This is a genomic window from Rhizobium sp. M1 (genome assembly GCF_002531805.1).
Classification (GTDB): domain Bacteria; phylum Pseudomonadota; class Alphaproteobacteria; order Rhizobiales; family Rhizobiaceae; genus Rhizobium; species Rhizobium etli_C.
Genome location: NZ_NWSW01000011.1, coordinates 47,439 through 69,764 on the forward strand (window position 1 = coordinate 47,439; position 22,326 = coordinate 69,764).

At 62.2% G+C, this 22,326-nt stretch carries 20 protein-coding genes; 7 read left to right on the top strand and 13 right to left on the bottom strand.

The genetic code is table 11. The features are described from left to right. Window position 1: 1 nt before the first annotated feature. Entirely contained in the window at window positions 2-1,594 is a 1,593-nt protein-coding gene (locus CO655_RS12185; protein WP_097664910.1) for a hypothetical protein, read from the bottom strand. Between the two features lie 159 nt (window positions 1,595-1,753). Here CO655_RS12185 and CO655_RS12190 point away from each other — a divergent pair, with 159 nt between their 5' ends. Beyond that, window positions 1,754-2,419, top strand: coding sequence for a dihydrofolate reductase family protein (locus CO655_RS12190; RefSeq protein WP_097664824.1), 666 nt, complete (start codon window positions 1,754-1,756; stop codon window positions 2,417-2,419). 361 nt (window positions 2,420-2,780) lie between these two features. Here CO655_RS12190 and CO655_RS12205 read toward each other — a convergent pair whose 3' ends face one another. Beyond that, complete coding sequence (locus tag CO655_RS12205) at window positions 2,781-3,044, bottom strand: DUF2164 domain-containing protein (protein WP_064682700.1); 264 nt, start codon at window positions 3,042-3,044, stop codon at window positions 2,781-2,783. Window positions 3,045-3,176: 132 nt separating this feature from the next. On the opposite strand from CO655_RS12205, the gene CO655_RS12210 reads away from it, so the two are divergent. Beyond that, entirely contained in the window at window positions 3,177-3,908 is a 732-nt protein-coding gene (locus CO655_RS12210; RefSeq protein ID WP_097604945.1) for an AzlC family ABC transporter permease, read from the top strand. Between the two features lie 3 nt (window positions 3,909-3,911). After that, window positions 3,912-4,220 carry an AzlD family protein gene (locus tag CO655_RS12215; protein WP_004668772.1) on the top strand — a complete coding sequence of 103 codons (309 nt, stop codon included), beginning with the start codon at window positions 3,912-3,914 and terminating at the stop codon, window positions 4,218-4,220. Between the two features lie 24 nt (window positions 4,221-4,244). Here the strand turns inward: CO655_RS12215 and CO655_RS12220 are convergent, their stop codons facing one another. After that, window positions 4,245-6,080, bottom strand: a complete 1,836-nt coding sequence (locus CO655_RS12220; RefSeq protein WP_097664911.1) for an aminopeptidase P family protein — start codon at window positions 6,078-6,080, stop codon at window positions 4,245-4,247. Between the two features lie 278 nt (window positions 6,081-6,358). On the opposite strand from CO655_RS12220, the gene CO655_RS33820 reads away from it, so the two are divergent. After that, window positions 6,359-6,532, top strand: coding sequence for a hypothetical protein (locus tag CO655_RS33820; protein ID WP_010031974.1), 174 nt, complete (start codon window positions 6,359-6,361; stop codon window positions 6,530-6,532). 385 nt (window positions 6,533-6,917) lie between these two features. On the opposite strand, the gene CO655_RS12225 is transcribed toward CO655_RS33820, so the two are convergent. Continuing rightward, a complete protein-coding gene (locus CO655_RS12225) occupies window positions 6,918-7,796 on the bottom strand; it encodes a 50S ribosomal protein L11 methyltransferase (RefSeq protein ID WP_097604943.1) in 879 nt (292 codons plus the stop codon). A gap of 54 nt (window positions 7,797-7,850) precedes the next feature. Next, entirely contained in the window at window positions 7,851-8,453 is a 603-nt protein-coding gene (locus CO655_RS12230; protein ID WP_097664825.1) for an SCO family protein, read from the bottom strand. Window positions 8,454-8,844: 391 nt separating this feature from the next. Between CO655_RS12230 and CO655_RS12235 the strand changes: the two genes are divergently transcribed. Further along, window positions 8,845-10,809: a HAMP domain-containing methyl-accepting chemotaxis protein gene (locus tag CO655_RS12235; protein WP_097664826.1), complete on the top strand. Its 1,965-nt coding sequence runs from the start codon at window positions 8,845-8,847 to the stop codon at window positions 10,807-10,809. Window positions 10,810-10,811: 2 nt separating this feature from the next. Beyond that, window positions 10,812-11,279 carry a chemotaxis protein CheW gene (locus tag CO655_RS12240; RefSeq protein ID WP_004668786.1) on the top strand — a complete coding sequence of 156 codons (468 nt, stop codon included), beginning with the start codon at window positions 10,812-10,814 and terminating at the stop codon, window positions 11,277-11,279. Between the two features lie 203 nt (window positions 11,280-11,482). Here the strand turns inward: CO655_RS12240 and CO655_RS12245 are convergent, their stop codons facing one another. Together CO655_RS12245 and CO655_RS12250 are read right to left on the bottom strand one after the other, a co-directional pair. Then, window positions 11,483-11,977 (bottom strand): CreA family protein, encoded by a 495-nt coding sequence (locus CO655_RS12245; protein WP_097604935.1) that lies wholly within the window; start codon window positions 11,975-11,977, stop codon window positions 11,483-11,485. Window positions 11,978-12,084: 107 nt separating this feature from the next. Continuing rightward, window positions 12,085-12,675 (bottom strand): 3'-5' exonuclease, encoded by a 591-nt coding sequence (locus CO655_RS12250; RefSeq protein WP_097664827.1) that lies wholly within the window; start codon window positions 12,673-12,675, stop codon window positions 12,085-12,087. A 281-nt stretch (window positions 12,676-12,956) separates the two neighbouring features. On the opposite strand from CO655_RS12250, the gene CO655_RS12255 reads away from it, so the two are divergent. Then, window positions 12,957-13,493 carry a GNAT family N-acetyltransferase gene (locus tag CO655_RS12255; RefSeq protein ID WP_097664828.1) on the top strand — a complete coding sequence of 179 codons (537 nt, stop codon included), beginning with the start codon at window positions 12,957-12,959 and terminating at the stop codon, window positions 13,491-13,493. Between the two features lie 32 nt (window positions 13,494-13,525). On the opposite strand, the gene ligA is transcribed toward CO655_RS12255, so the two are convergent. The 6 genes from ligA to ftsZ all read right to left on the bottom strand — a co-directional run bounded on the left by ligA (window position 13,526) and on the right by ftsZ (window position 22,270). After that, window positions 13,526-15,682: an NAD-dependent DNA ligase LigA gene (gene ligA / locus CO655_RS12260; protein ID WP_097664829.1), complete on the bottom strand. Its 2,157-nt coding sequence runs from the start codon at window positions 15,680-15,682 to the stop codon at window positions 13,526-13,528. Between the two features lie 224 nt (window positions 15,683-15,906). Then, window positions 15,907-16,434 carry a DUF6886 family protein gene (locus CO655_RS12265; RefSeq protein ID WP_097604923.1) on the bottom strand — a complete coding sequence of 176 codons (528 nt, stop codon included), beginning with the start codon at window positions 16,432-16,434 and terminating at the stop codon, window positions 15,907-15,909. A gap of 86 nt (window positions 16,435-16,520) precedes the next feature. Then, window positions 16,521-18,194, bottom strand: a complete 1,674-nt coding sequence (gene recN / locus CO655_RS12270; protein ID WP_097664830.1) for a DNA repair protein RecN — start codon at window positions 18,192-18,194, stop codon at window positions 16,521-16,523. A gap of 5 nt (window positions 18,195-18,199) precedes the next feature. Next, a complete protein-coding gene (locus CO655_RS12275) occupies window positions 18,200-19,069 on the bottom strand; it encodes an outer membrane protein assembly factor BamD (protein WP_170964711.1) in 870 nt (289 codons plus the stop codon). Window positions 19,070-19,336: 267 nt separating this feature from the next. Next, on the bottom strand, window positions 19,337-20,293 hold the full coding sequence (gene lpxC / locus CO655_RS12280; protein WP_010030289.1) for a UDP-3-O-acyl-N-acetylglucosamine deacetylase: 957 nt from the start codon (window positions 20,291-20,293) through the stop codon (window positions 19,337-19,339). A gap of 261 nt (window positions 20,294-20,554) precedes the next feature. Continuing rightward, complete coding sequence (gene ftsZ / locus CO655_RS12285) at window positions 20,555-22,270, bottom strand: cell division protein FtsZ (RefSeq protein WP_097664831.1); 1,716 nt, start codon at window positions 22,268-22,270, stop codon at window positions 20,555-20,557. Window positions 22,271-22,326 lie beyond the last annotated feature (56 nt).

A 22,326-nucleotide genomic window follows, 5' to 3' on the forward strand; every position in this document is an offset into this window, starting at 1 on the left:
TTTATTTCAACAGATAGGCATCGAATGTCTCATCGCTGCCGGCGACGGGGCCGAAACGCTTGACGAGGGTCGTCTCGCTCCGGAAGGCGGAAATCTCCTCCGGCGTCAAAGACAGCAGCCAGCTGTAACTTTCGCGCAATGAGACGGGCGCGGCAATTCGGTCAAGCCGCTGTGAGAGAAGAATGACGATGGGCGCGTGCTCGCTCTGCTGCAGTTGCCGCGCCGTCTGCAGTATATCGGCAAGGCTGAGCGAGAGCCGCGCATTGCGGGTATACCGCACGATCGCGCCGAACCGTTGCTCCCGTAGAAGATAGGTGCGATTGGGGATGTAATAGGGCAAGGGCTCCACGAGATAATCGGGATCCGCCATGATGATCGCATCCTTGAGATCCGGGCGCGATTGAATGAACGACCCGAGATCCCGGGCTCGGCTCAGCGGAATGTCGGTGAACAGGAACTGATGGACCTTTTCGATACCGGAGGCGACCTGCAGCGCCAGCAAAATCATGAAGCACAGACGCCCGATCTTGACGACGCCACCGGCTGACTCGACACCGGCAATGCCCGCGGCTGCGGACCGGGAGCGGCTGACCAAGGCAATCATGCCGATCATGAACACCAGCCATAGGGCCTGATGTCTGTAGCTACCTGGGTAGACAAGCGTAAAGAGCAGCGAAAACCCTAGGAGAACCGCTGCGGCCGCGAACATCGCCGGCCGCCGATTGGCCAGCCCAAGCAGACTGCCATAGATGAGCACCGCCATCAGCGAGGCGAAAACCCGAGCAAGCAATGGATCGGCCACGACCAGCCGAAGGATCCTGTCGGGGTAGAACTCCATGAAATAGGAACTCGCCCCGGCAAAGGCATAAAGGACCAGCGGGGCGAAATTCTTGCCTGCGAGATCGTTCTGCCCGGCATCGTTGAAGGTGGGATAGACTGTCATCACGCACAGAACAACGCCGACCGCGGCAATGACAGCGGCCGTCGCAAAGGCCCGATATGCCGACAGAGAAGGTCTCGGACGCGCCAGGACCAGATCGAAAAACCAATAGGCAAGAAAACCGCCGACCAGCACGACCGAGTGGACGTTGGTATTTGCCAGCAAGGCAAACAACAGGCCGAGCACCATGCCGTTGCGCATTCCCCTCTCCCAGCTCAGGACGATAAGGAAGACCAAAAGCATGCTGATGCCGTAGTTTCGCGACATCGCGGCGTAGTCGAAAACCGAAAAGCTGCTGAACAACGACAGCAGCATGATCGAGCGCGGCAGTTCAAGCCTGAAAACAAGAAGGTAGGCCGAGGCGGCGGCGATCGTCAGCGCGACGATTTTCAGGACGACGGGAGAGCCGACGACAAGATGAGCGGCGCGCAACAGGACATACCAGAGTGCCGGATGACCTTCGCCATGCATCTGCCGAAGCATATCGATGAAACTCCCACCCTGAAGGGCGAGGGACAAAGCGCGAACCTCATCGCGCCACACGGTTTCTGACCAGCAAAGCGCGAATGCCAGCGCAAACCACACCACAAAGATCAACGTCTTGCCGAGCGTTGTTGATCGAGGTTCATCGATTTTAGAGACAATAACAGCCAACGGAAGCAACCCGGTCATCGAAAATGCCGTGACGATAGCGGCGCCCCGATAATTTGACGTTAAGGTGAAATATACTCGCCGGATTGAGGCGTCCGGTGTCGGTTCGGCTTATATCGATCCGTCCTTGCTTCTGAACGAACCAAACATGGGAGTTGAGAGATGAGAAAGCTTGTAACCGCGGCCTTCGTGAGTCTCGACGGCGTTATGCAGGCGCCCGGCGCACCCGAGGAAGATCCGACCGGCGACTTCAAACTTGGCGGCTGGACCGTCAATTACTGGGACGAGCCGATGGGGGAGTTCATGGACGGGATCTTTACCGATCCCTTCGCTCTGCTGCTCGGCCGCAAGACCTATGAGATCTTCGCCGCGCACTGGCCCTTTGTCGGGCAAGACGACCCCATCGGAAAGGCCTTCAATGCCGCCACCAAATATGTCGCGACGACATCGCAAGAGCCGCTCACCTGGGAAAATTCCGTTCCGCTGCGCGGCGATGCCGTCGCCGAAATCGCCCGGCTGAAGCAGGAGGACGGCCCTGACCTGCTGACGCAGGGCAGCAGCAGCCTGTTGCAATCGCTGCTCGCGCACGACCTGATCGACGAACTCCGGCTCCTGACTTTTCCGCTCATCCTCGGCCCCGGGAAGCGCCTGTTCGGCGCGGGTGTCACACCGGCAGCGCTGAAGCTCACCGCCAACTCGGTATCGACGACGGGCGTCATCATGAGCGTCTATCAGCGCGCCGGCGAGGTCAAACCCGGCAGCTTCGCGATGCAGGAGCCCTCGCAGGCCGAACTGGCGCGCCGGGAGCGGATGAAGCGCGAGGGCTAGAGCCTTTCCTGGTTAGATTGAAGCATTCTGTTGGCTCAAACGGAGTCGGATGGTCGACCGGCCGGCGCACGTCGTAGCCCAGCTCTACGGCCAAGCCGGCCGGTCGATCAGCCGGCCCGTTTCAGCCAACCCTCCCGCAGATTTGCCAGGCAAATCTGCAAGACTCAAAAGCGCCGGACGCACTTATCGCTTCGCCATAGCGAAGCGGTGCGGCCGGTGGGCCGGGCATCTCTAGCCAGGATCAGAGGCGATCGGCTCGGACGTACCTTGGGGTATGCCCATCGCCAATCGCCTCTGCCCTGACGAAAACCTGCTCCGGCAGAATGCTTCTCTAACCAGGAAATGCTCTAAGGCGGGCCGCTCAGGCGCCCGCGGCCTTGTTCTTCTCGTCACGCTCGAGCAGATAGATGTCCTCGGCGAGGTCCTCCATCTTCTTCGAAAGGGCCGCGTGCGCATCGCGAAGACCCTGATTGTAATAGTGAGCGCCGATCTCCTCGGCGAAGAAGTCGAGCAGGAACTCCGCCGGCAGCGCGCCGATCGGCTGGTCGAGTTCCGTCTCGAAATAGCGGCGGATGCGCGAGACGATCGCCGCTTTCGCCTCCTTGGTAAATTCGATCTTCTTCATTGGCACCTCTCCGCCGGTTGCGATCAGCACGTTGATGCTTCAGCGAAATCGATTGATCAATCAACGAAATTCAATTGCCGTGGCAATCCGCAGACCATAAGGGAAAGCTGAATTTCCAACAGGATCATCCAGATGAATCGCGCCGACTTTGTTGAAGGTTTGCGGGGCGGCTCCGCCGTTGCGCTGGCGTCGGCGCCCTTCGGCGCGCTGTTCGGAGCGCTCGCGGTCGAAAACGGCATGTCGCTTTCCGAAGCCGCCTTCATGAGCGCCACCGTCTATGCCGGCGCCAGCCAGATGGTCGGCATCGAGCTCTTCGGCCACAATGTCCACGCCTGGCTGATCGTGTTGTCGATCCTCGCCGTCAATTTTCGCCACGTGCTCTATTCGGCGGCCTTAGCGCGCTATATCGGCCATTTCACGCCGGTGCAGAAATTCTTCACCTTCTTCCTGCTCGTCGATCCGCAATTTGCCGAAGCGGTGAAGCGCAGCGAGGCCGGCAAACCGCTGACCTTCGCCTGGTATTTCGGCTTCGGCATCATCATCTATATTCCCTGGGTGCTGATCAGCGTCGCCGGCGGCATGCTCGGCGGCTTCATCGGCGATCCGAAGGCGATCGGCCTCGATATCCTGCTGCCGGCCTATTTCCTCGGCATCGTCCTCGGCTTCCGCAAGCGCGATAATTTCCTGCCCGTCGCACTCGTCAGCGCGGTGGCTTCGGTGCTCGCCTATCGCTACGTCGGCTCGCCCTGGCATGTGAGCCTCGGCGCTGCCGCCGGCATCGTGCTCGCCGCCCTGCTGCCATTGGCGCCGCAAGAGCCCGATCTTGAAGCGGACGCCCTTCAATCCGAAGTGCACGAGGTCTGAGCCATGGAATTCGATCTTCACATGGCGCTCGTCATCCTCGCCGCCGCTGCCGCCACCTTCGCCACCCGTATCGGCGGCTACATCCTCATCACCCGGATGAAGAGCATTCCGCCGCGCATGGAGGCGGCGCTGAATGCCGTGCCGGCGGCCGTGCTGACGACGCTGGTCGCACCCGCCTTCTTCATCGGCGGCTGGGATTCGAAGCTGGCGCTCGCCGTCGCCCTCTTCGTCGGCCTGCGTTTCACCCATACATGGATGCTGGTCGCCGCCTGGATTGTCGTGATGATCTGGCGCCATAGCGCCGGCGTTTAACGCCGGCGCTATGGCGCCACTACGCTAATATTCCAGGGGCAGCGTCGCGTTTTCGAGCCACGCCCTGACGTCGTGATCGTGGATCAGCGGCATCAGCGCCTCGCGCGTGCGGCGGTGATAGTCATTGAACCAGTGCAGCTCGTCATGGGTCAGCAGCTCGGGGATGACGAGGCTGCGGTCGATCGGGCAGAAAGTAAGCGTCTCGAAACCGAGCATGGCCATATCGCCGCCCTCGATCTCCTCGGCCCCGCGCACATAGATCAGGTTCTCGATGCGGATGCCGAAGCTGCCCGGCCGGTAATAACCCGGCTCGTTCGAAAGGATCATGCCGGGCAGCAGTTCCTGCGTCGAAAGCCTGGAGATGCGCTGCGGCCCCTCATGCACCGAGAGATAGGAGCCGACGCCGTGGCCCGTGCCATGGGCGAAATCGGCCCCCGCCCGCCACAGCGCGATACGCGCCAGCGGATCGAGGTCGCAGCCGCGCGTACCCTTCGGGAAACGCGCCGTGCTGATCTGGATCATGCCCTTCAGCACCAGCGTGAAGAAGCGGCGATGCTCCTCCGAGACCGCACCGATCCCCACCGTGCGGGTGATGTCGGTCGTGCCGTTGATATATTGCGCGCCGGAATCGATCAGGAAGAGTTCGCCGGCCTCGATCATCCGGTTGGTCTCGGTCGTCACCCGGTAATGCATGATCGCCGCATGTTCGCCCGCACCCGAAATCGTGTCGAAGGAAATGTCCTTCAGCGGGTTCTGCATGCTCAGGCCGACGCGCGCGCGCGCCGCTTCGAGCCGCTCGGCGGCGGCAATCTCGCTGACCGTGCCGGGTTTTTCCTGCGACAGCCAATAGAGGAATTCCACCATCGCCGCGCCGTCCTGCAAATGCGCGGCGGCCGAGCCGTTGATTTCGACGTCGTTCTTCACTGCGCGCGGCAGCTTGGCGGGGTCGATACCCTCCACTGCCTCTCCGCCCGCCTTGCGGATGACCTCGGCAAGCGCATAGGAAGCGATATCGGGATCGATCAGCACACGGCCGCCATCCCTGGAAACAGCGGCGAGCCGCTCTTCCAGCGCCGAACGCGGCAGCTGGGAGCAGATCTGCCCGAGATAGGCCTCCGGTTCGATGCCTGTCTTGCGCTTGTCGAGAAAAAGTTCGGCCCGCCCGTCGGCATGGATGATGGCCCGCGCCAGCGGATGCGGCGTGTGCGGCACGTCGGCGCCGCGGATGTTGAAGATCCAGGCGACCGACGACGGATCGGCGATCAGCACCGCCGCGAGCTCCTTCTTCTTAAGATTGGCAGCGATTGTCGCGATCTTGTCGCTCGCCAGCACGCCGGCCTGGGCGACATTCTGGATGGTCACGGCGCCGAGCGGCTCGGCCGGCCGGTCGTTCCACAGCCTGTCGAGCGGATTGTGCGGCAGGAAGACGAGGCTGCCGCCGATCTCCGAAAGCGCCCTTTCCAGACGGCGCACTTCGGCGCCCGCATGCAGCCATGGATCGATGCCGAGCCGCAGACCCTTGCCGCCGTTTGCGGCAAGCCAGACATGCGGCGGCTCGTTGACGAGATCGCCGCCCGAAAATACCGAACCGTCGACCTGTTCGGCAAGCTGCGTCACATAGCGGCCGTCGACGAAGACGATCGCCTGCGTGCGCAGGATCAGCGCCACACCTGCCGAACCGGTGAAGCCGGTCAGCCATGCCAGGCGCTCGGAGCAGGCGGGAACATATTCGCCGTTGAATTCGTCGGCGCGCGGCACGAGGAAGGCGTCGATGCCGAGCGAATCGAAAGTGGCGCGCAACGCCGAAACCCGATCCTTGCCGAAGTGCGGCGTGGAGGTGACCTCGAAAGACTGGAACATGCTGGAAACCCGAATGATTGAAACGAATCCGGTTAATGGGATGCCGGCCATGTTAGCGAAATTTCAATCGATGGGGAGAAAAAGCGTCGAAACGAGTCGAAGTCGCTGCAGGCGCCCAATATTTTGACAGAACTGTGACGCCAAAAGTTAATTTGGCACGCTTTATGCATTGGCCGCATGGCTCCCATGAGCAAAACCCTCTGCCTCCGCATTTCAGAATAGCTATATAGGCGCCATCGAACGGTTCGGACGAACCAGCAACCAAAGGATTTTTTGAAATGACCGCCTCTCTCTCGCGCTTCGCATACAGCAGCCCGGTGCAGGCTGGCGAACGCCAGACCGTGCGTCACGTGATCGGCGCCCGCCGCCCGCAGAGCGAAGACAGCCTCAAGCTGCTCGGCGCCGGCCAGCGCGTCACGCGCCACCAGGGCGCCCCCAGCTACGCGTTCTAAGCCTGAAAGCCCGTCCGTCTCCTCCCTCCCGGACCGGCCTATTGGAATGCAGTAGAGCCCGCTCGAGCGCTCCTCCTCCTTCGAGCTCGCGGGCATTGGCCGGATAGACCGGTCCAAGGCGGTGCCAACGGCACCGCCTTTTTTGTTCGGGAAATCAGGAAAGGTGGTCAAGGTCGCGGTTTGCTTCCTCTTCTCCCCAGCGGGGGGAAGGTGGCCCGAAGGGTCGGATGAGGGGGCCACGCGGCACACCCTATCTATTGCCCTTCGCTACGCTCAGCGCATTCGCGGCTTTGCCGCTCACCCCCTCATCTGCCCTTCGGGCATCTTCTCCCCGCTGGGGCGAAGAGGGAGCAAGCCGCCCTGTCAGGCCCAATTTTCCACCTCGTCACGGCCGATCCAAATGGATCGTCACCCAGCCGTTCCGCCAGATGGTCCTAACGTGCCGGAGCCTCGCACCGCTATAGGCGGCGATCACCTTCCATCGCTGCGCGGCCAGAATCCCCGAAAGAATCACCGACCCGCCGGGCGCAAGGTGGGCGGCGAGCTGCGGCGCCATCCGGATCAGCGGCCGGGCAAGGATGTTGGCGATGATGAGATCAAAGGGACCATGCTCGGAAAAAGCAGTCGAATGAAAGCCTGGTGCGGTTCTGGTCGCGATGCCCGAGGCAATACCGTTGCGGCGGACGTTTTCGGCGGCGACCCGTGTGGCGATCGGGTCGATGTCGGTGGCGAGCACCGGTATGTTCTTGAGCTTGCGCACGGCGATCGCCAGCACGCCGCTGCCGGTACCGAGGTCGAGTGCGTTGCGGACGCGGCGCGACCGGACGACGCGATCGATCACCTCCAGGCAGCCGGCCGTCGTGCCGTGATGGCCGGTGCCGAAAGCCTGGCCGGCATCGATCTCGATGGCGATGTCGCCGGGACGGACCTTGTCGCGGTCATGCGAGCCGTGCACCAGAAAGCGCCCTGCCCTGACGGGCTTCAGCCCCTCCAGCGACTTCACCACCCAATCGACGTCGGGAATGACCTCCCGCAGCAGCTCAGCATCAGGAAAGGGGCTTTTCAGCGCCGTCTCGACACGGGAGCGCACCTGCGCCTCGTCCTCTGCCATCATGTAGACGGAGGCTTCCCAGATATCCCTCTTCTCATCGACCTCGGTGGTGCCGATGGCAAAATCTTCTTCGCCGAAGACCTCGCTTAGAAGGTCGAGAATCTGTTCGGCCTTGCTCTCGGTCGTCGATACGTAAAGGCGGATTTCACTCACGATAGGCGGTCTTTCCCGTTTCCGTTGCCCGCCACCGGTCGGGCCAGCGCCCTATCACCCCTTGCGGACGAGATTCTCCAGCTTCTTTACCGCCGTGTCCGGGTTTTCGCCATAGGCGATCGTTCCGGAAAACCGCCCGGCCGAATCGAGCAGGAAAACCGAGGCGGTGTGATCCATCGTATAGTCGCCGTTCGGATCCTTCTCGTCGACCGGCACCTTCTTGGCGTAGACGCGGAAACCCTTGATGACATCGGCGATCTTTTCAGGCGGACCCGAAATGCCAGTGATCCGCTTGGAAACGTTGGAAACATACTCGTTAATGATCTCAGGCGTGTCGCGTTCAGGATCGACGGTGACGAAATAGGCCTGCAGTTTGTCGCCCTTGGGATCGACCTTCTCCATCCAGCCGTTCAGCTCGAACAGCGTGGTCGGGCAGACTTCGGGGCAATGGGTGAAGCCGAAGAACAGCGCCGTCGGCTTGCCGCGCAACGCCTGCTCGGTGATCGGCTGTCCGCTTTGGGAAACGAGCGTGAAAGGCACGCCGAAGGGGGCTTCCGCCACCACATCTTTCGATTTGTCGAGATTGAGCGTGGCCCAGCCGAGAATTCCGGCCAGCATCAGAACGCCGATCCAGATGGCGATACGGAATGTCTTCATTGGCACGATCCTCGATCCGAGGCGGATATGTCCGCCTGCCCTTGCCCCGCCTGATATAGTCTCGATCGGACGCGCGCAATTCAACAATATGTTTTCTGACCCGTGATTAATTGTCCCACCCACTGGGGCCGTCCGCAACGGGAGATCCACCGATCGGCATTGAGGACGGAACAAAAAATATCATTCTTTCCAGTAACTTGCCGAAACAGCCTACCGGCAATCTCAAGATAGATATCGTTAGGAAAGACTTAAGCCGTCATATCTATATTTAGTAATGCGTGCGGCGCTCTTCTGCCGTTCTGACATGATGTCTGCCGAGCGGCGAAAAAACCCCGGACCTCCGCATGAAATGAGGGAAACACGAATCCGAGCGGTTTGTGAGGGGTATTTCATGACCAATTCATTAGTGCGCAAGAGCCTGTCGGTCAGCCAGCGGCTCTGGACGCTCGGTGGCGCGGCATTCATCGGTTTCGGAACGATGCTCGGCGTCGGCTGGTATGAGAACATGCGGGTCGACACGGCCTTGCACCGCGCCACAGAGATCCAGGCAAGCGTCAATCATCTCGGCGACATGCGGCTTGCAAACCTGACAATGGTTTTGGCTGCTATGGACATCATCGTCGACAAGGACAGCAAGGTCGTCGAGCCTGCACGCATCAAACTGATCGGCGATTCACTGACCGCTCTTTCCAGCGGCTCGAAGGAAATGCGCCTTCTTGCAGATGAAATGCATGACGACGGCCTGTTGAAGAGCTATGACGCCGATGTCGCCGCAATCGGCAAGGCAATACAGGTCGATCTGATCGCGCTGGTTCAACAGGGAGCGCCCGACGCGGAGTTCGACAAGATCGACGATGCGATCGACGGCGCCGGCGAAGAGCTGACCAAGACGCTCGACAAGCTCGCCGCGGACGGAACCCTTTTTGCCAAGCAGCATGTCGAGCTCGCCAATGCCGTGTCGCGGGAGGCTCTCGTCCTGCAGGTCGGCCTCGGTGTCTTGGCTATCCTCACCATGGGCATCCTGCAATATGTCCACGGCGGCTCGATCCGCCGCGGCATCGGTGCCGTTCGGGAAAGCATGCAGCGCATCATGAGCGGCGATCTTGCCAGCGAGGTTCCGGAAAAGACCCGCGGCGACGAAATCGGCGAAATGGCTCGCGCCGCTGACGGCTTCCGCCTCGCCGCCATCGAAAAGCGTGACCTTGAAGCCCAGAACCAAACCGACCGGCAGCGCAGCGATGCCGAGCACCGCGCCCGCGAAGCCGCCAAGCTTGCCGACGCAGAGGCCTTGAACGCCGCCGTCGCCGCTCTCGGCGCCGGCCTCACCCGCCTGTCGGGCGGCGACGTGACCGTTACGATCGACCAGCCGTTCCGCGAAGAGCTGGAGCGTCTGCGCCTGGACTTCAACCAGACGACCGCGACGCTGCGCAAGGCGATGGGCGATATTGCCCTCAACAGCAGCTCGATCGAAGCCAACAGCCGCCAGATGCGCGCCGCAGCCGACGATCTCGCCAAGCGCACCGAGCAGCAGGCCGCTTCGCTGGAAGAGACCTCGGCCGCCCTCGACCAGATCACCGCCACCGTCCGCAATGCGACCAACCGCGCCGAGGAAGTCGGCCACATGGTTTCGCATACCCGTGAGAATACCGCGAAATCGGACATCGTCGTCGGCGATGCGATGGCCGCGATGGAACGGATAGAAGGTGCCTCCCGCGAAATCGGCAAGATCATCAACGTCATCGACGAAATCGCTTTCCAGACGAACCTGCTGGCGCTCAACGCCGGCGTCGAGGCGGCGCGTGCCGGCGAGGCCGGCAAAGGCTTCGCCGTCGTTGCCCAGGAAGTGCGCGAACTCGCCGGCCGTGCCGCGGGTGCGGCCAAGGATATCAAGACCTTGATCGGAAAATCCGGCGAGGAAGTGAAGATCGGCGGCGAACTGGTGACGGCCGCCGGTGAAGCGCTTCGCCAGATCGGCGAAGATGTTCTGCGCATCGACGAACACGTTAAATCAATCGTAACCTCTGCGCGCGAACAATCGGTCGGATTGAACGAAATCAATACATCGATCAGTCAGATGGATCAGGTCACGCAGAAGAACGCGGCCATGGTGGAAGAGACGAACGCCGCAAGCCACACGCTCGCCGTCGACGCGGAAAACCTGACGCAACTGATCAAGCAGTTCAAGACCGGCGAGGGCATGACGGCCCGGCAAACGCCGCGAGAGGCAACCGCCGCCTCGCATTCGAGACCTTCTCCCGCGCGCAGCCTGATCGGCAAGGTCGCGGGCGCATTCAACGGCGGCTCTGCCGCCAAAGTCATCGCCTCTCCCGCCGGGGACAACTGGGAAGAATTCTGACCATGAACAACAACGCCATCAAGCAGTCGGGCGCCTATCTCGAAATCGTTTCGTTCCACCTGGGTGATCAGGAATTCTGCATCGACATCATGGCCATCCGCGAAATCCGCGGCTGGGCGCCGGTGACGCCGATGCCGCATACTCCGCCTTACGTGCTGGGCCTCATCAACCTGCGCGGCGCGGTGATCCCGGTCATCGACATGGCCTGCCGCCTCGGCATGAAGATGACCGAGCCTTCCGAGCGCTCGGCGATCATCGTCACCGATATCGCCGGCAAGCTGGTCGGTCTGCTGGTCGAGCAGGTTTCCGACATGATGACCATCAAGAGCGAAGACCTGCAGCCGCCGCCGGAAATCATCCCGGAAGCCCAGCGCGCCTTCTGCCGCGGCATCGTCGCACTCGAGAAGACCATGGTCTGCTTCCTCAACCTCGATACCGTGATTGCGGACGAGCTGAATCAGGCGGCTTGAAATTATTCTCCACACTGACGTTGGAAGGCCCGGCTCGTCCGGGCCTTTTTCGTTGAAAAGACCGGTTACCGCCAATCTGTGCGAGCGGCACAGCACACCTTCTCCTCCCTCATCTCTGTCGTCGGGCTCCGACCTGTGACGGGCACAGGAATGAGGGCGAGGAGGAGGCAACGACCTGCCCAAAATCGAACGCTACCCTCGCCTTATTGCGGCTTCCCATTCTTCCAGGTCACGTTCTGCCCATAGAGCGGAATCGTCGAAATCGACATCTTCGCCGAGCCATCCGTCAGCTCCCTGGAATGGGCGAGATAGATCAGCGTGTCGTTCGCCTTGTCATAGATGCGGTTGACGACCAGCGTCTTCCAGATCAGCGACATGCCTTGGCGGAACACTTCGCTGCCGTCTTTGGACAGGTCGATATTGCCGACCTCGATCGGTCCGGTCTGCCGGCAGGCGATGGAATTGTTGGACGGATCTTCGAACCAGTTGCCTTTCTTGAACCTGTCGATCAGGCTGCGGTCGAAATAGGTGACATGGCAGGTGACCCCCTTGACCTCGGGATCGGAGACTGCCTCGACGATGATGTCGTTGCCGATCCAGTCAACCCCGACCTTGCCGACGACTTCAGCCGGAGCGGCGCCCGCCGAGACTGCGAGGAAAGACAGGGTGGCGAGGAAAAGATTACGCGGCTTGGACATGGCTGCTCCCTGGGAGCGCCGCGCGTCCGACGGACGTGCCAAAAGCGCTCCATCGCTTGATTTGCCGCATTCTAGATAAGTGCGCACCCATGCTTTGCAAGAAAGGCTCAGGCCTTTCGGCAGGTGCAGGGGGCATAGCCGCCCGCCGTCAGCCGCCCCGGCGTCATGCCGATCAGGGCCGGGATCGCCTCGACGGCTTTCGCCTTGACCGCCTTCGCCATCTCGATCGCCGCCGCCGCGCAGACCGCGGCGTCCTCGGCGGCATTGTGATGCATGAAACGCAGGCCGAGATGCTCGGCGATCAGGTTCAGCCGGTGCGAGAGAAAGTGCGGCCAGATCCGCTGCGCCATCTTCAGGCTGCAGAGATAGGTCAATTCGGGATAGGATTGCCGGTAGAGATCGAGGCTTGCCCGCCAGACGCTGAAATCGAAGGCGGCATTATGCGCAATCATCGTCGCGCCCCTGAAATCGTCATGGAACTCATCCATCACCTCGGGAAACTCCGGCGCGTCCTCGACATCTTCCGGCCGGATACCGTGGATCGCGATATTCATCCCGGAAAAGCGCATGTCGCGCGGCCGGATCAGCCGCTCCTCGACGCGCGTCACCCTGCCCTCCTCGATCCAGGCAAGGCCGACGGAACAGGCGCTGCCGCGCTGCTCGTTGGCCGTCTCGAAGTCAATTGCGATCGTCTTCAATGCCGCATCCGAATCGTTTCACCAACGACAGGAATAGCGCTCGGCTTGCGGCCGTGCAAATTACCCACGCGCGTTGGTTGACATTCCGCGGCAGATATCCAAAATTGCTACCCATGATCAGTTCCGTGACCATGGCAGCGCTTATCCATCACACCACGACCCTTGAAGGGTATGCGGGAGCAATGGCGCGTTAACAGCGATCCGATCATCCCGAAACCCTGCCGAGGCGAGCAGGGTTTTCGGAAACCGGCTCTCCTCCTGAACCCCAAGGAGAGCACCCAATGTCCGAAAATGAAGAGAATGAGCCCCGCGACCGAGCGCGCCTGCCAAATGGCGTCGTCGTGCGCGCCGTCCGCCTTTCCGACGCGGAAGAAATAACCGATCTCATGAATTTGCCGGGCTACCGGGCCGGCACGCTGAGGCCGCCGTACCAAACGATCGAAGAGGTTCGCAAGCGCATGGAAAATCCCTCGCCGGGCGCGCTCAATCTCGTCGTCACGCTGAACGGCAAGATCGTCGGCAATTGCGGCCTCAACCGCCTCGGCGGCCGCCGGCAGCACGTCGCCAGCGTCGGCATGGGCGTGCATGACGATTTCACCGGCCGCGGTTTCGGACGCATCCTGCTCGGCGCCATGGTCGAGGCCGCCGACGACTGGCTTGACGTCAAGCGGCTGGAACTGACCGTCTATACCGACAACGACGCCGCCATCGGCCTCTATGAGAAATTCGGCTTCGAGCGGGAAGGCCTGCTGAGGGCCTTTGGCTTTCGATCGGGAGAGTATGTCGACGCCTATACCATGGCGCGGTTGAGACCTTGAACGAACGAGGCTGACGGCCCGCCGTCAGCCGCTCACCCGCTGATCAGCGCTAGCCACTCGTCCTCATCCATGGTCTGCACGCCGAGTTCGCGCGCCTTGTCGAGCTTGGAGCCGGCGCCGGGACCGGCGACAACGATGTCTGTTTTCTTCGAGACCGATCCCGCCACCTTGGCGCCGAGACTTTCGGCCCTCGCTTTCGCCTCGTCACGCGTGAATTTTTCCAGCGAGCCGGTGAAGACCACGGTCTTGCCGGCGACCGGGCTTCCTGCCGTCACCGGCTGTTCAGCCTCCTGCGGCGTCACTTCGTCGAGCAGGCGGCCGATCACTTCGACATTGCGCGGCTCCTTGTAGAATTCGACCATGGCGCGCGCCACGACCTCGCCGATACCCTCGATGGCGTTGAGATCGTTCCAGGCGTCGCCGGAAAGCGGTGCTGCTTCTTTCATCGCCGTCGCAAAGGCTTCGTAGGTGCCATAGGAGCGCGCCAGCAGCTTCGCCGTGGTCTCGCCGACATGACGGATGCCGAGCGCATAGATGAAGCGGTGAAGCGAAATGCTGCGCCGTTCGTTGATCGCTGCATAGAGCTTGCCGACACTGACTTTGCCGAAGCCGTCGATGTTCTCCAGCTTGGTCAGCGAGTCCTGCTGCCGCTTCTCCAGCGTGAAGATCTCGGGGGCCGTGCGGATCTGCAGCGACGCATCTTCGTTCTCGAAAAAGAAGTCGACCTGCTTCGAGCCGAGCCCCTCGATATCGAAGGCGTTACGCGAGACGAAGTGCTTCAGATGCTCCGTCGCCTGCGCGCGGCAGATGAAGCCGCCGGTGCAGCGGCGCACCGAATCCATCTTGCCGGTCTTCTCGTTGACCTCGCGCACGGCATGCGAGCCGCAGACCGGGCAGGTCTTCGGAAACTCGTATGAGCGGGAGTCGGCGGCGCGCTTTTCCATCACCACGTCGAGAATCTGCGGAATGACGTCGCCGGCACGCTGGACGATGACCGTATCGCCCTCGCGGATGTCGTGTTCCTCCGGCCGGATGCGCTCGCCGCTATTGCCGATGCCCTTGATGTAATCCTCGTTGTGCAGTGTCGCATTGGTGACGACCACACCGCCGACCGTGATCGGCTTCAGCCGCGCCACCGGCGTCAGCGCGCCGGTGCGGCCGACCTGGATCTCGATCTTCTCGACCTCGGTGAAGGCCTGCTCGGCCGGAAACTTGTGCGCCGTCGCCCAACGCGGCGAACGCGAGCGGAAGCCGAGGCGCTGCTGCAGTTCGAGGCTGTCGACCTTATAGACGACGCCATCGATGTCGTAATCGAGGTCCGGCCGCTCGAGGCCGATCTCGTCATAATGGGTCAGAATGTCGGCGACCGAATTCAGCCGCTTCATCAGCGGGTTCACGGGAAAGCCCCAGTCCTTGAAGGTCTGCACCATGCCGAACTGGGTGTCGGCGGGCATCTCCGCCATCTCGCCCCAGGCATAGGCAAAAAACTTCAGCTTGCGGCTGGCCGTCACCTTGGCGTCGAGCTGGCGCAGCGATCCGGCGGCCGTATTGCGCGGATTGACGTAGGTCTGCTTACCCTCCGCCTCCATCTGCCGGTTGAGCGCCAGGAAGTCGCTCTTGGCCATATAAACCTCGCCGCGGATCTCCACCACGGCGGGAACGCCCTTCGGCAGCTCGTTGGGGATCTCGGCGATGGTGCGGATATTGGCGGTGACGTTCTCCCCGGTCGTGCCATCGCCGCGCGTGGCGGCCGTCACCAGCTTGCCGTTTTCGTAACGGATCGACATCGACAGACCGTCGATCTTCGGCTCCGCGGTAAAGGCGATCGATTGGTCCGGCAGGCGGCCGAGGAAGCGATAGACGCCGGCGACGAAATCCTGCACGTCCTCCTGCGAAAACGTGTTGTCGAGCGACAGCATCGGCCGCGCATGAACGACCGGCGAGAAGGTGACCGAGGGCGCAGCACCGACATGCCGCGACGGGCTGTCCTCGCGGATCAGCTCGGGAAACCGCGCCTCCAGCGCATCGTTGCGGCGCTTCAGCGCGTCGTAATCGGCATCCGATATCTCCGGCCGGTCCTTGCCGTGATAGAGCGCATCGTGATGCGCGATTTCCTTTGCCAGCCGCTCAAGCTCGGCGGCAGCCTCTTCGATCGTCAACGCGTCGACGGCGGAACCTTCGATGGACATACAACCTCACTCCAGGGAATCTGGCCAGAAAATCTGCATTGTTTTTAGAGCAAAATTTCCGGATGAAAAGAGAGGCCGGATATTGCTGCACGCCGGGCCGCACACCTCTCCGCCCTCATCCCTGTGCTCGTCACGGGGATGAGGGAGATTGGGGTCAGCGTTCGCGCCAAATTCATACCGCTGGGACGCTTGTCATGGCCTCCGGCCCGGCGGATCTTACCGGCCTATTCCCAGTCTCGCGCATTGCGCAGGCGAATGCCGCTGACATGCAGGCCGGTGTTCCAGAGGTCCTTCAACGGCCGCAGGTTATCGACCACCCGGAGATCCACCTTGCGTGGCGTAAACTCCAGGTCGAGCTGCGACATGGCGGTCCGCTTGACGGGAACGACGCGTCTGCTGGACACCCACATGCCTGCATCCTTAAGCTCTTCGAAGCCGTCGGACGCCATTTCATAGCGGTGGATCGTCTCCGCCTCGAGCCTTTCCAGCCAATGACGCTCGACGAAGGCAACGGCGCGCCAATCACCGAGCCAGCGCCGCCGTTCGGCCTCCGGCGTATCCGGCGTCCCCCACAGTAGGATACGCGGACAGTCTCGCGGAAAGAGGTACATAAAGTCATGATCGCCATCGATCGCCCAGACGAGCGGGCCATTCAGCCATTCCCGGCCAACCGGGCGAACCGAGGGAATGAGAACAGGGCGCGGCTCGAACACCGCGATATCAGGATCGTCGCTGAAATGGAAAAGGCGCATGGCAACGGATCACGTCGGATCGGGAAGATGCGCCTAGCGCGAAGCGCGGTGCTTGTCACGCCACAGCCTTAAATCGGGTTAGGCGATTAGCCGTTGCCGGCAAGCAGCCGCTTGGCGGCCGCCCTCGCCTCTTCGGTCACCGAAGCGCCGGCCAGCATGCGGGCGATCTCCTCGGTGCGGTCCGTCTGCGCCATCGTCGCCACGCGCGTGGCGATCTTTTCCGAACCGTCGGTCGTCGGCCCCTTGGAGATCAACAGATGCGTTGCCGCCCTTGCCGCGACCTGCGGCGCATGGGTGACCGACAGCACCTGGACACGATCGGAGAGCCGCTTCAGCCGCTGGCCGATCGCATCGGCCACCGCACCGCCGACGCCGGTATCGATTTCGTCGAAGACAAGCGTCGGCGCCGATCCGCGATCGGCGAGCGCCACCTTCAGCGCCAGCAGGAAACGCGACAGCTCACCGCCCGAAGCGACCTTCATGATCGAGCCTGGCCGCGTGCCCGGATTGGTCTGCACGTGGAACTCGACGACGTCGATGCCTTCGGCCAGCGCCTCCTGCGCATCGGTCGTGATCTCGACCATGAAACGGGCGCGTTCGAGCTTCAGTGCCGGCAGCTCGGCCATCACGGCCGCGGCCAGCGCCGTGCCGGCATGATGGCGCTTGTCGGAGAGCGCGCGCGCCGCGGTATCGTAATTCTCCCGCGCCAGGCCGACCTCGGCTTCCAGCCGCGCAAGCTTCTCTTCGCCCGCATCGAGATCGGCAAGATCGGCGATCATGCGGACGGCCAGCGCCGGCAGCTCGGTGACCGGCACGGAATATTTGCGCGAAGCGGCCCGGAGCGCGAAAAGCCGCTCCTCCACCCGCTCCAGCTCGCGCGGATCATATTCGGTCTTGCGTAGCGCCGCCTCGACTTCCATCTGGGCGGTGGAAAGCTGATCGAGCGCGGCATCGAGCAACGTCACGGTGTCTTCGAGCAGTCCCGGCGCCTCATGGCTCTTGCGCTCCAGCCGGCGTACCAGCGAGGCGATATGGGGCACCGGCGAGGCATTGCCGTTCAGGAACTCGGAGGCTTCGGCGATGTCGCCGGCGATCCGCTCGGCCTTCATCATCTTCTGCCTGCTTTCGGCGAGTTCGTCCTCCTCACCGTCCTGCGGCGAGAGTTTCTCGAGCTCTTCGACGGAGGAGCGCAGATAGTCGGCCTCGCGCGCCGCGCTTTCCACCTTCTCGCGGTGCTTCTTCAGCGTCCGCTCGCTGTCGCGCCACAGACGATACAGCCGGGAGACTTCTGCAACTTCATCGGTCAGTCCGCCGAAGGCATCGAGAAGGGTACGATGGGCGTTGGTATCGACCAGGGCGCGATCGTCGTGCTGGCCATGGATCTCGACCAGCATCTGGCCGGCCTGGCGCATCAGTTGCACGCTGACCGGCTGGTCGTTGACATAGGCCTTGGTGCGCCCGTCCGCCGATTGCTGGCGGCGGAAGATCAGATCGCCCTCGTCGTCGATGCCGTTTTCACGCAGTAGTGCACGGGCGCCATGATCCATGCCGACGTCGAACACCGCCGTCACCTGACCCTTGTCTTCGCCATGGCGCACCAGGCCGCCGTCGCCACGCCCGCCGAGCGCCAGCGAAAGACTGTCGAGCAGGATGGATTTGCCCGCCCCGGTCTCGCCCGTCAGCACGGAAAGGCCGGTCTCGAAGGCAAGATCCAGCCGCTCGATCAGGACGATATCGCGGATCGAAAGCTGGATCAGCATTGGACTTAGGAACCGAGCAGGAGTTTCTTGCCTGCCGCAGCGATCCACGAGCCCTTGTTTTCACGCGGCTCGGCGCCACCGGTCTGCAGCAGCTTGTAGGAATCGGCGTACCACTGGCTGTCGGGGTAATTGTGACCCAGAACGGCTGCCGCGGTCTGCGCCTCGTCGACGATGCCCATCGCGTAATAGGCTTCGACCAGACGGGCGAGCGCCTCTTCGATCTGGTTCGTGTTCGGATATTTCTCGACGACGATGCGGAAGCGCGAGATGGCGGCGAGATATTCCTTCCGCTCCATGTAGTAGCGGCCGATCTGCATTTCCTTGCCGGCCAGCTGGTCGCGCGCATAGCGGATCTTCGCCTGCGCGTCGTCGACATATTCGGAGTTCGGGTAATTGTCGACGACGGCCTGCATCGCTTCGATCGTCTTGGCCGAGGCGCGTTGGTCCTGCGTCACGTCGACGATCTGTTTGGAATAGGTGAGACCGACGAGATACTGCACATAGGCGGCATCCTGGGACTTCGGATATTGCGCCATGTAACGGTTGCCCGAAGCCAGCGCATCGTCGAGCCGGCCCTGGCGGTATTTGACGAAGGTGCTCATCACAAGCGCCTTGCGCGCCCATTCGGAGAACGGGTTCTCGCGGTCGATGGCGTCGAACTTGCGCGCCGCTTCCGCCATGTTGCCGGCCTTCATGTTGGCAAGGCCCTGGGTGTAGAGCACGTCAGGCGGGTCGGTTTCGAGGCCGAGCTTGGTGATGTCGATGTCGGGATCCGACTGGCAGCCGGATATCGAGGCGCCTGCGCTGAGCACCAGAAGCGATGCGAACAAAGCGCGCGCTGTCTTCATCATACCTTCAGATCCTGCATAAGCCATTCGAAAGAACCCCACTGCCGCCGCTCGCTCCACGGCAGCCACGCCTCGCTGGCGTTTCTAGCCACAAATGTGCATCGAGAGCAACGCAATGATAAGGCATTAACGCATTTTTGTGGCAGCCGCGGCCGGAATGACCGGCTTTTCACCTTCTTTCCGACCTGTTGCAACTAAGCACCTGCCGGAAATGCCAATCACTGCAGACTCGGGACGACATAAAAAAACCGCCTCCGGGAAAGAGGCGGCCTGGTCTTAAGAATATGCTGGAGGTCATGCCGACCAGGGAGCGAATTCCGAAGCGCTGACGGCGATCATTTCCCGAGCAGCGACGCGCTGGCGCGGCGTCGACGTCTCGACCACTTCATAGGCGGTGGGATCGGCGAGCAGCGCCTTCAATGCATTGGCATTCATCTTGTGGCCGCCACGGTAGGAGCGGTAGCAACCGATGAACTGGACGCCGGCGAGCGACAGGTCGCCGACGGCATCGAGCGTCTTGTGGCGGACGAACTCGTCCTTGGCGTAGCGCAGCCCTTCGACGTTGATGACGGTGTTGTCGTCGGAGATGACGACGGAATTTTCGAGCGACGAGCCGAGCGCATGTCCGGAAGCCCAGAGCCGCTCGACATCGCGCATGAACCCGAAGGTGCGGGCGCGGGAAAGCTCGGTCTTGAAGACCGCGGCGCTCATGTCGCCGGCCCATTTCTGCCGGCCGATCAGCGGGCAGTCGAAATCGATCTCGACCTCGAAGCGCGTGCCGTCATAGGGACGGAATTCGCTCCAGGAACCGCCATGCTCGATTCGCACCGGCTTGGTGATCCGGATATAGCGGCGCTTGACGCCGAGCGAGACGAGACCCGCCTGCTCGATCGCCTCGACGAAAGGCAGCGAACTGCCGTCCATGATCGGCATTTCGGCGCCCTGCACTTCGATCACCACATTGTCGAGGCCGAGCGCATAGATGGCGGCCATCACATGTTCGATCGTCGCGACCGAATGCGCCGGCGAAAAACCGAGCACGGTGCAGAGGTCGGTATTGCCGACCTGCGACGAGACGGCCTTGAGTTCGGTGATGTCGCCATTGTCATGCAGGCGCTGGAAAACGACGCCGGTGTCCGATTCGGCCGGGTTCAGCGTGATCGACACATTGGCACCCGAATGGACCCCGATGCCCGAGAGCGTCACGGGACGCGATACCGTCGTTTGAAAACCCAGCAAGCCAATTGCCATAAAATCTGCCTTTATTTTTCCGCTCCAGCGATCTGTTCCACGGTGCGGTTTTCATTCGTTCTGCAGAAGGAGCCTCGTTGAGGAGTCTCCTAGGGCAGTTTCCTTGCACCATACTTACGTGCGCCGGCGCTCCAATCCAAATCACTGTTTCTTTCGGTTTGTTACGAAGTCACACGATTGATATCGCTCAGCAATTCCAGGCTGAAAAACGCAAATGCCCGGGACCTGAATCCCGGGCATGAACGGTGTCGATTCGCAGCCTCAGTTCGACTGGCGGCGCAGGAATGCCGGGATTTCCAGCTGGTCGTCTTCCTGCATCATGCGGGCCTGCGGAACCGCACGACCCTGATCGTCGAGATTGCCGCGGCGCGGTGCGTAGAGGCTTGCCTCCGGCGACAGCGGACGGCGCTGCTGCGAAGCGGCGGGCGGTGCGGCGGTCATGTCGGCGGCAACCGCATCGTCGTCGCGACGCCCCAGCGAATTGGTGATTCGCTTGAGCAGGCCCATTGGGCCGCGCTCTTCCTGGCCATGCGCGGAAGCAGCCTGCGTGCGGTGGTCGAGTTCGGCCTGAACGACCGGCGGGAAATCCTCCACCTTCGGCATGCGGACGGGTTCAGCCGCCTGACGGATGACCGGCTCCTGCCGGACCGGCTGCGGCTGGATCGGTTGCTGCTGGATGGGCTGGCTCATCACCGGTGCCGGAGCCTGCTGCTGCACCTGAGGACGCATGGCTGGAGCCTCCGGTGCAGGCGCGAAAATCTTGCTCTGCGGACGGAAGACTTCCTGCTGCGCAATAGGCTGCTGAAGCGGTGCGGCGGCACGCGGGGCCGGAATCTCAAGCTCGCGTTCCATCTCGGCTTCGCGGATGGTCTGGGCGATCGGATCAATGGCCTTTGGTGCCTGCATCACCGGCGCAGGCTGAACTGCGGCCGCTGCCGGAGCAACAGCCGCGGAGGGACGGATAGCGGGCTTGGCAACCGGCTGGAAGTTGCGCTCGGCGGCTTCGCTGATCGCCCGGTCGATACCGGTCGCAACGACCGAGACGCGGATGATGCCTTCGAGCGATTCGTCGAAGGTGGCGCCGAGGATGATGTTGGCGTCCGGATCGACTTCCTCGCGGATACGCGTTGCGGCTTCGTCGACTTCGAAGAGCGTGAGGTCGCGACCGCCGGTGATGGAGATCAGCAGGCCCTGAGCGCCCTTCATCGAGGTCTCGTCGAGCAGCGGGTTGGCGATTGCAGCCTCGGCGGCCTGCAGCGCGCGGCCGGAGCCGGAAGCCTCGCCGGTACCCATCATCGCGCGGCCCATTTCGCGCATGACCGAGCGGACGTCGGCGAAGTCGAGGTTGATGAGACCTTCCTTCACCATCAGGTCGGTGATGCAGGCAACGCCCGAATAGAGAACCTGGTCGGCCATCGCGAACGCGTCGGCGAAGGTCGTCTTGTCGTTGGCAATGCGGAAGAGGTTCTGGTTCGGAATGACGATCAGCGTGTCGACAGACTTCTGCAGTTCCTGGATGCCCATCTCGGCCAGACGCATGCGGCGGCCACCTTCGAAATGGAACGGCTTGGTGACGACGCCGACCGTCAGGATGCCCTTGTTGCGGGCGGCCTGCGCGACGACGGGCGCTGCGCCCGTGCCGGTACCGCCGCCCATGCCGGCGGTGACGAAGCACATATGCGTGCCGTTCAGGTGATCGATGATCTCGTCGATGCACTCTTCGGCGGCCGCGCGGCCGACTTCCGGCTGCGAACCTGCACCGAGGCCTTCGGTGACGTTGGCGCCGAGCTGGATGATGCGCTCGGCTTTCGTCATCGTCAGCGCCTGCGCATCCGTGTTGGCAACGACGAAGTCGACGCCCTGGAGGCCGGCGGTGATCATGTTGTTGACGGCGTTGCCGCCACCGCCACCAACGCCGAACACGGTGATGCGCGGCTTCAGCTCTGTGATGTCAGGCTTTTGCAGCTTGATGGTCATGGTACCTGTTCCTTCTCTCTCTGGCCGCATCGCCACGCCGGCCAATTACTCAAATT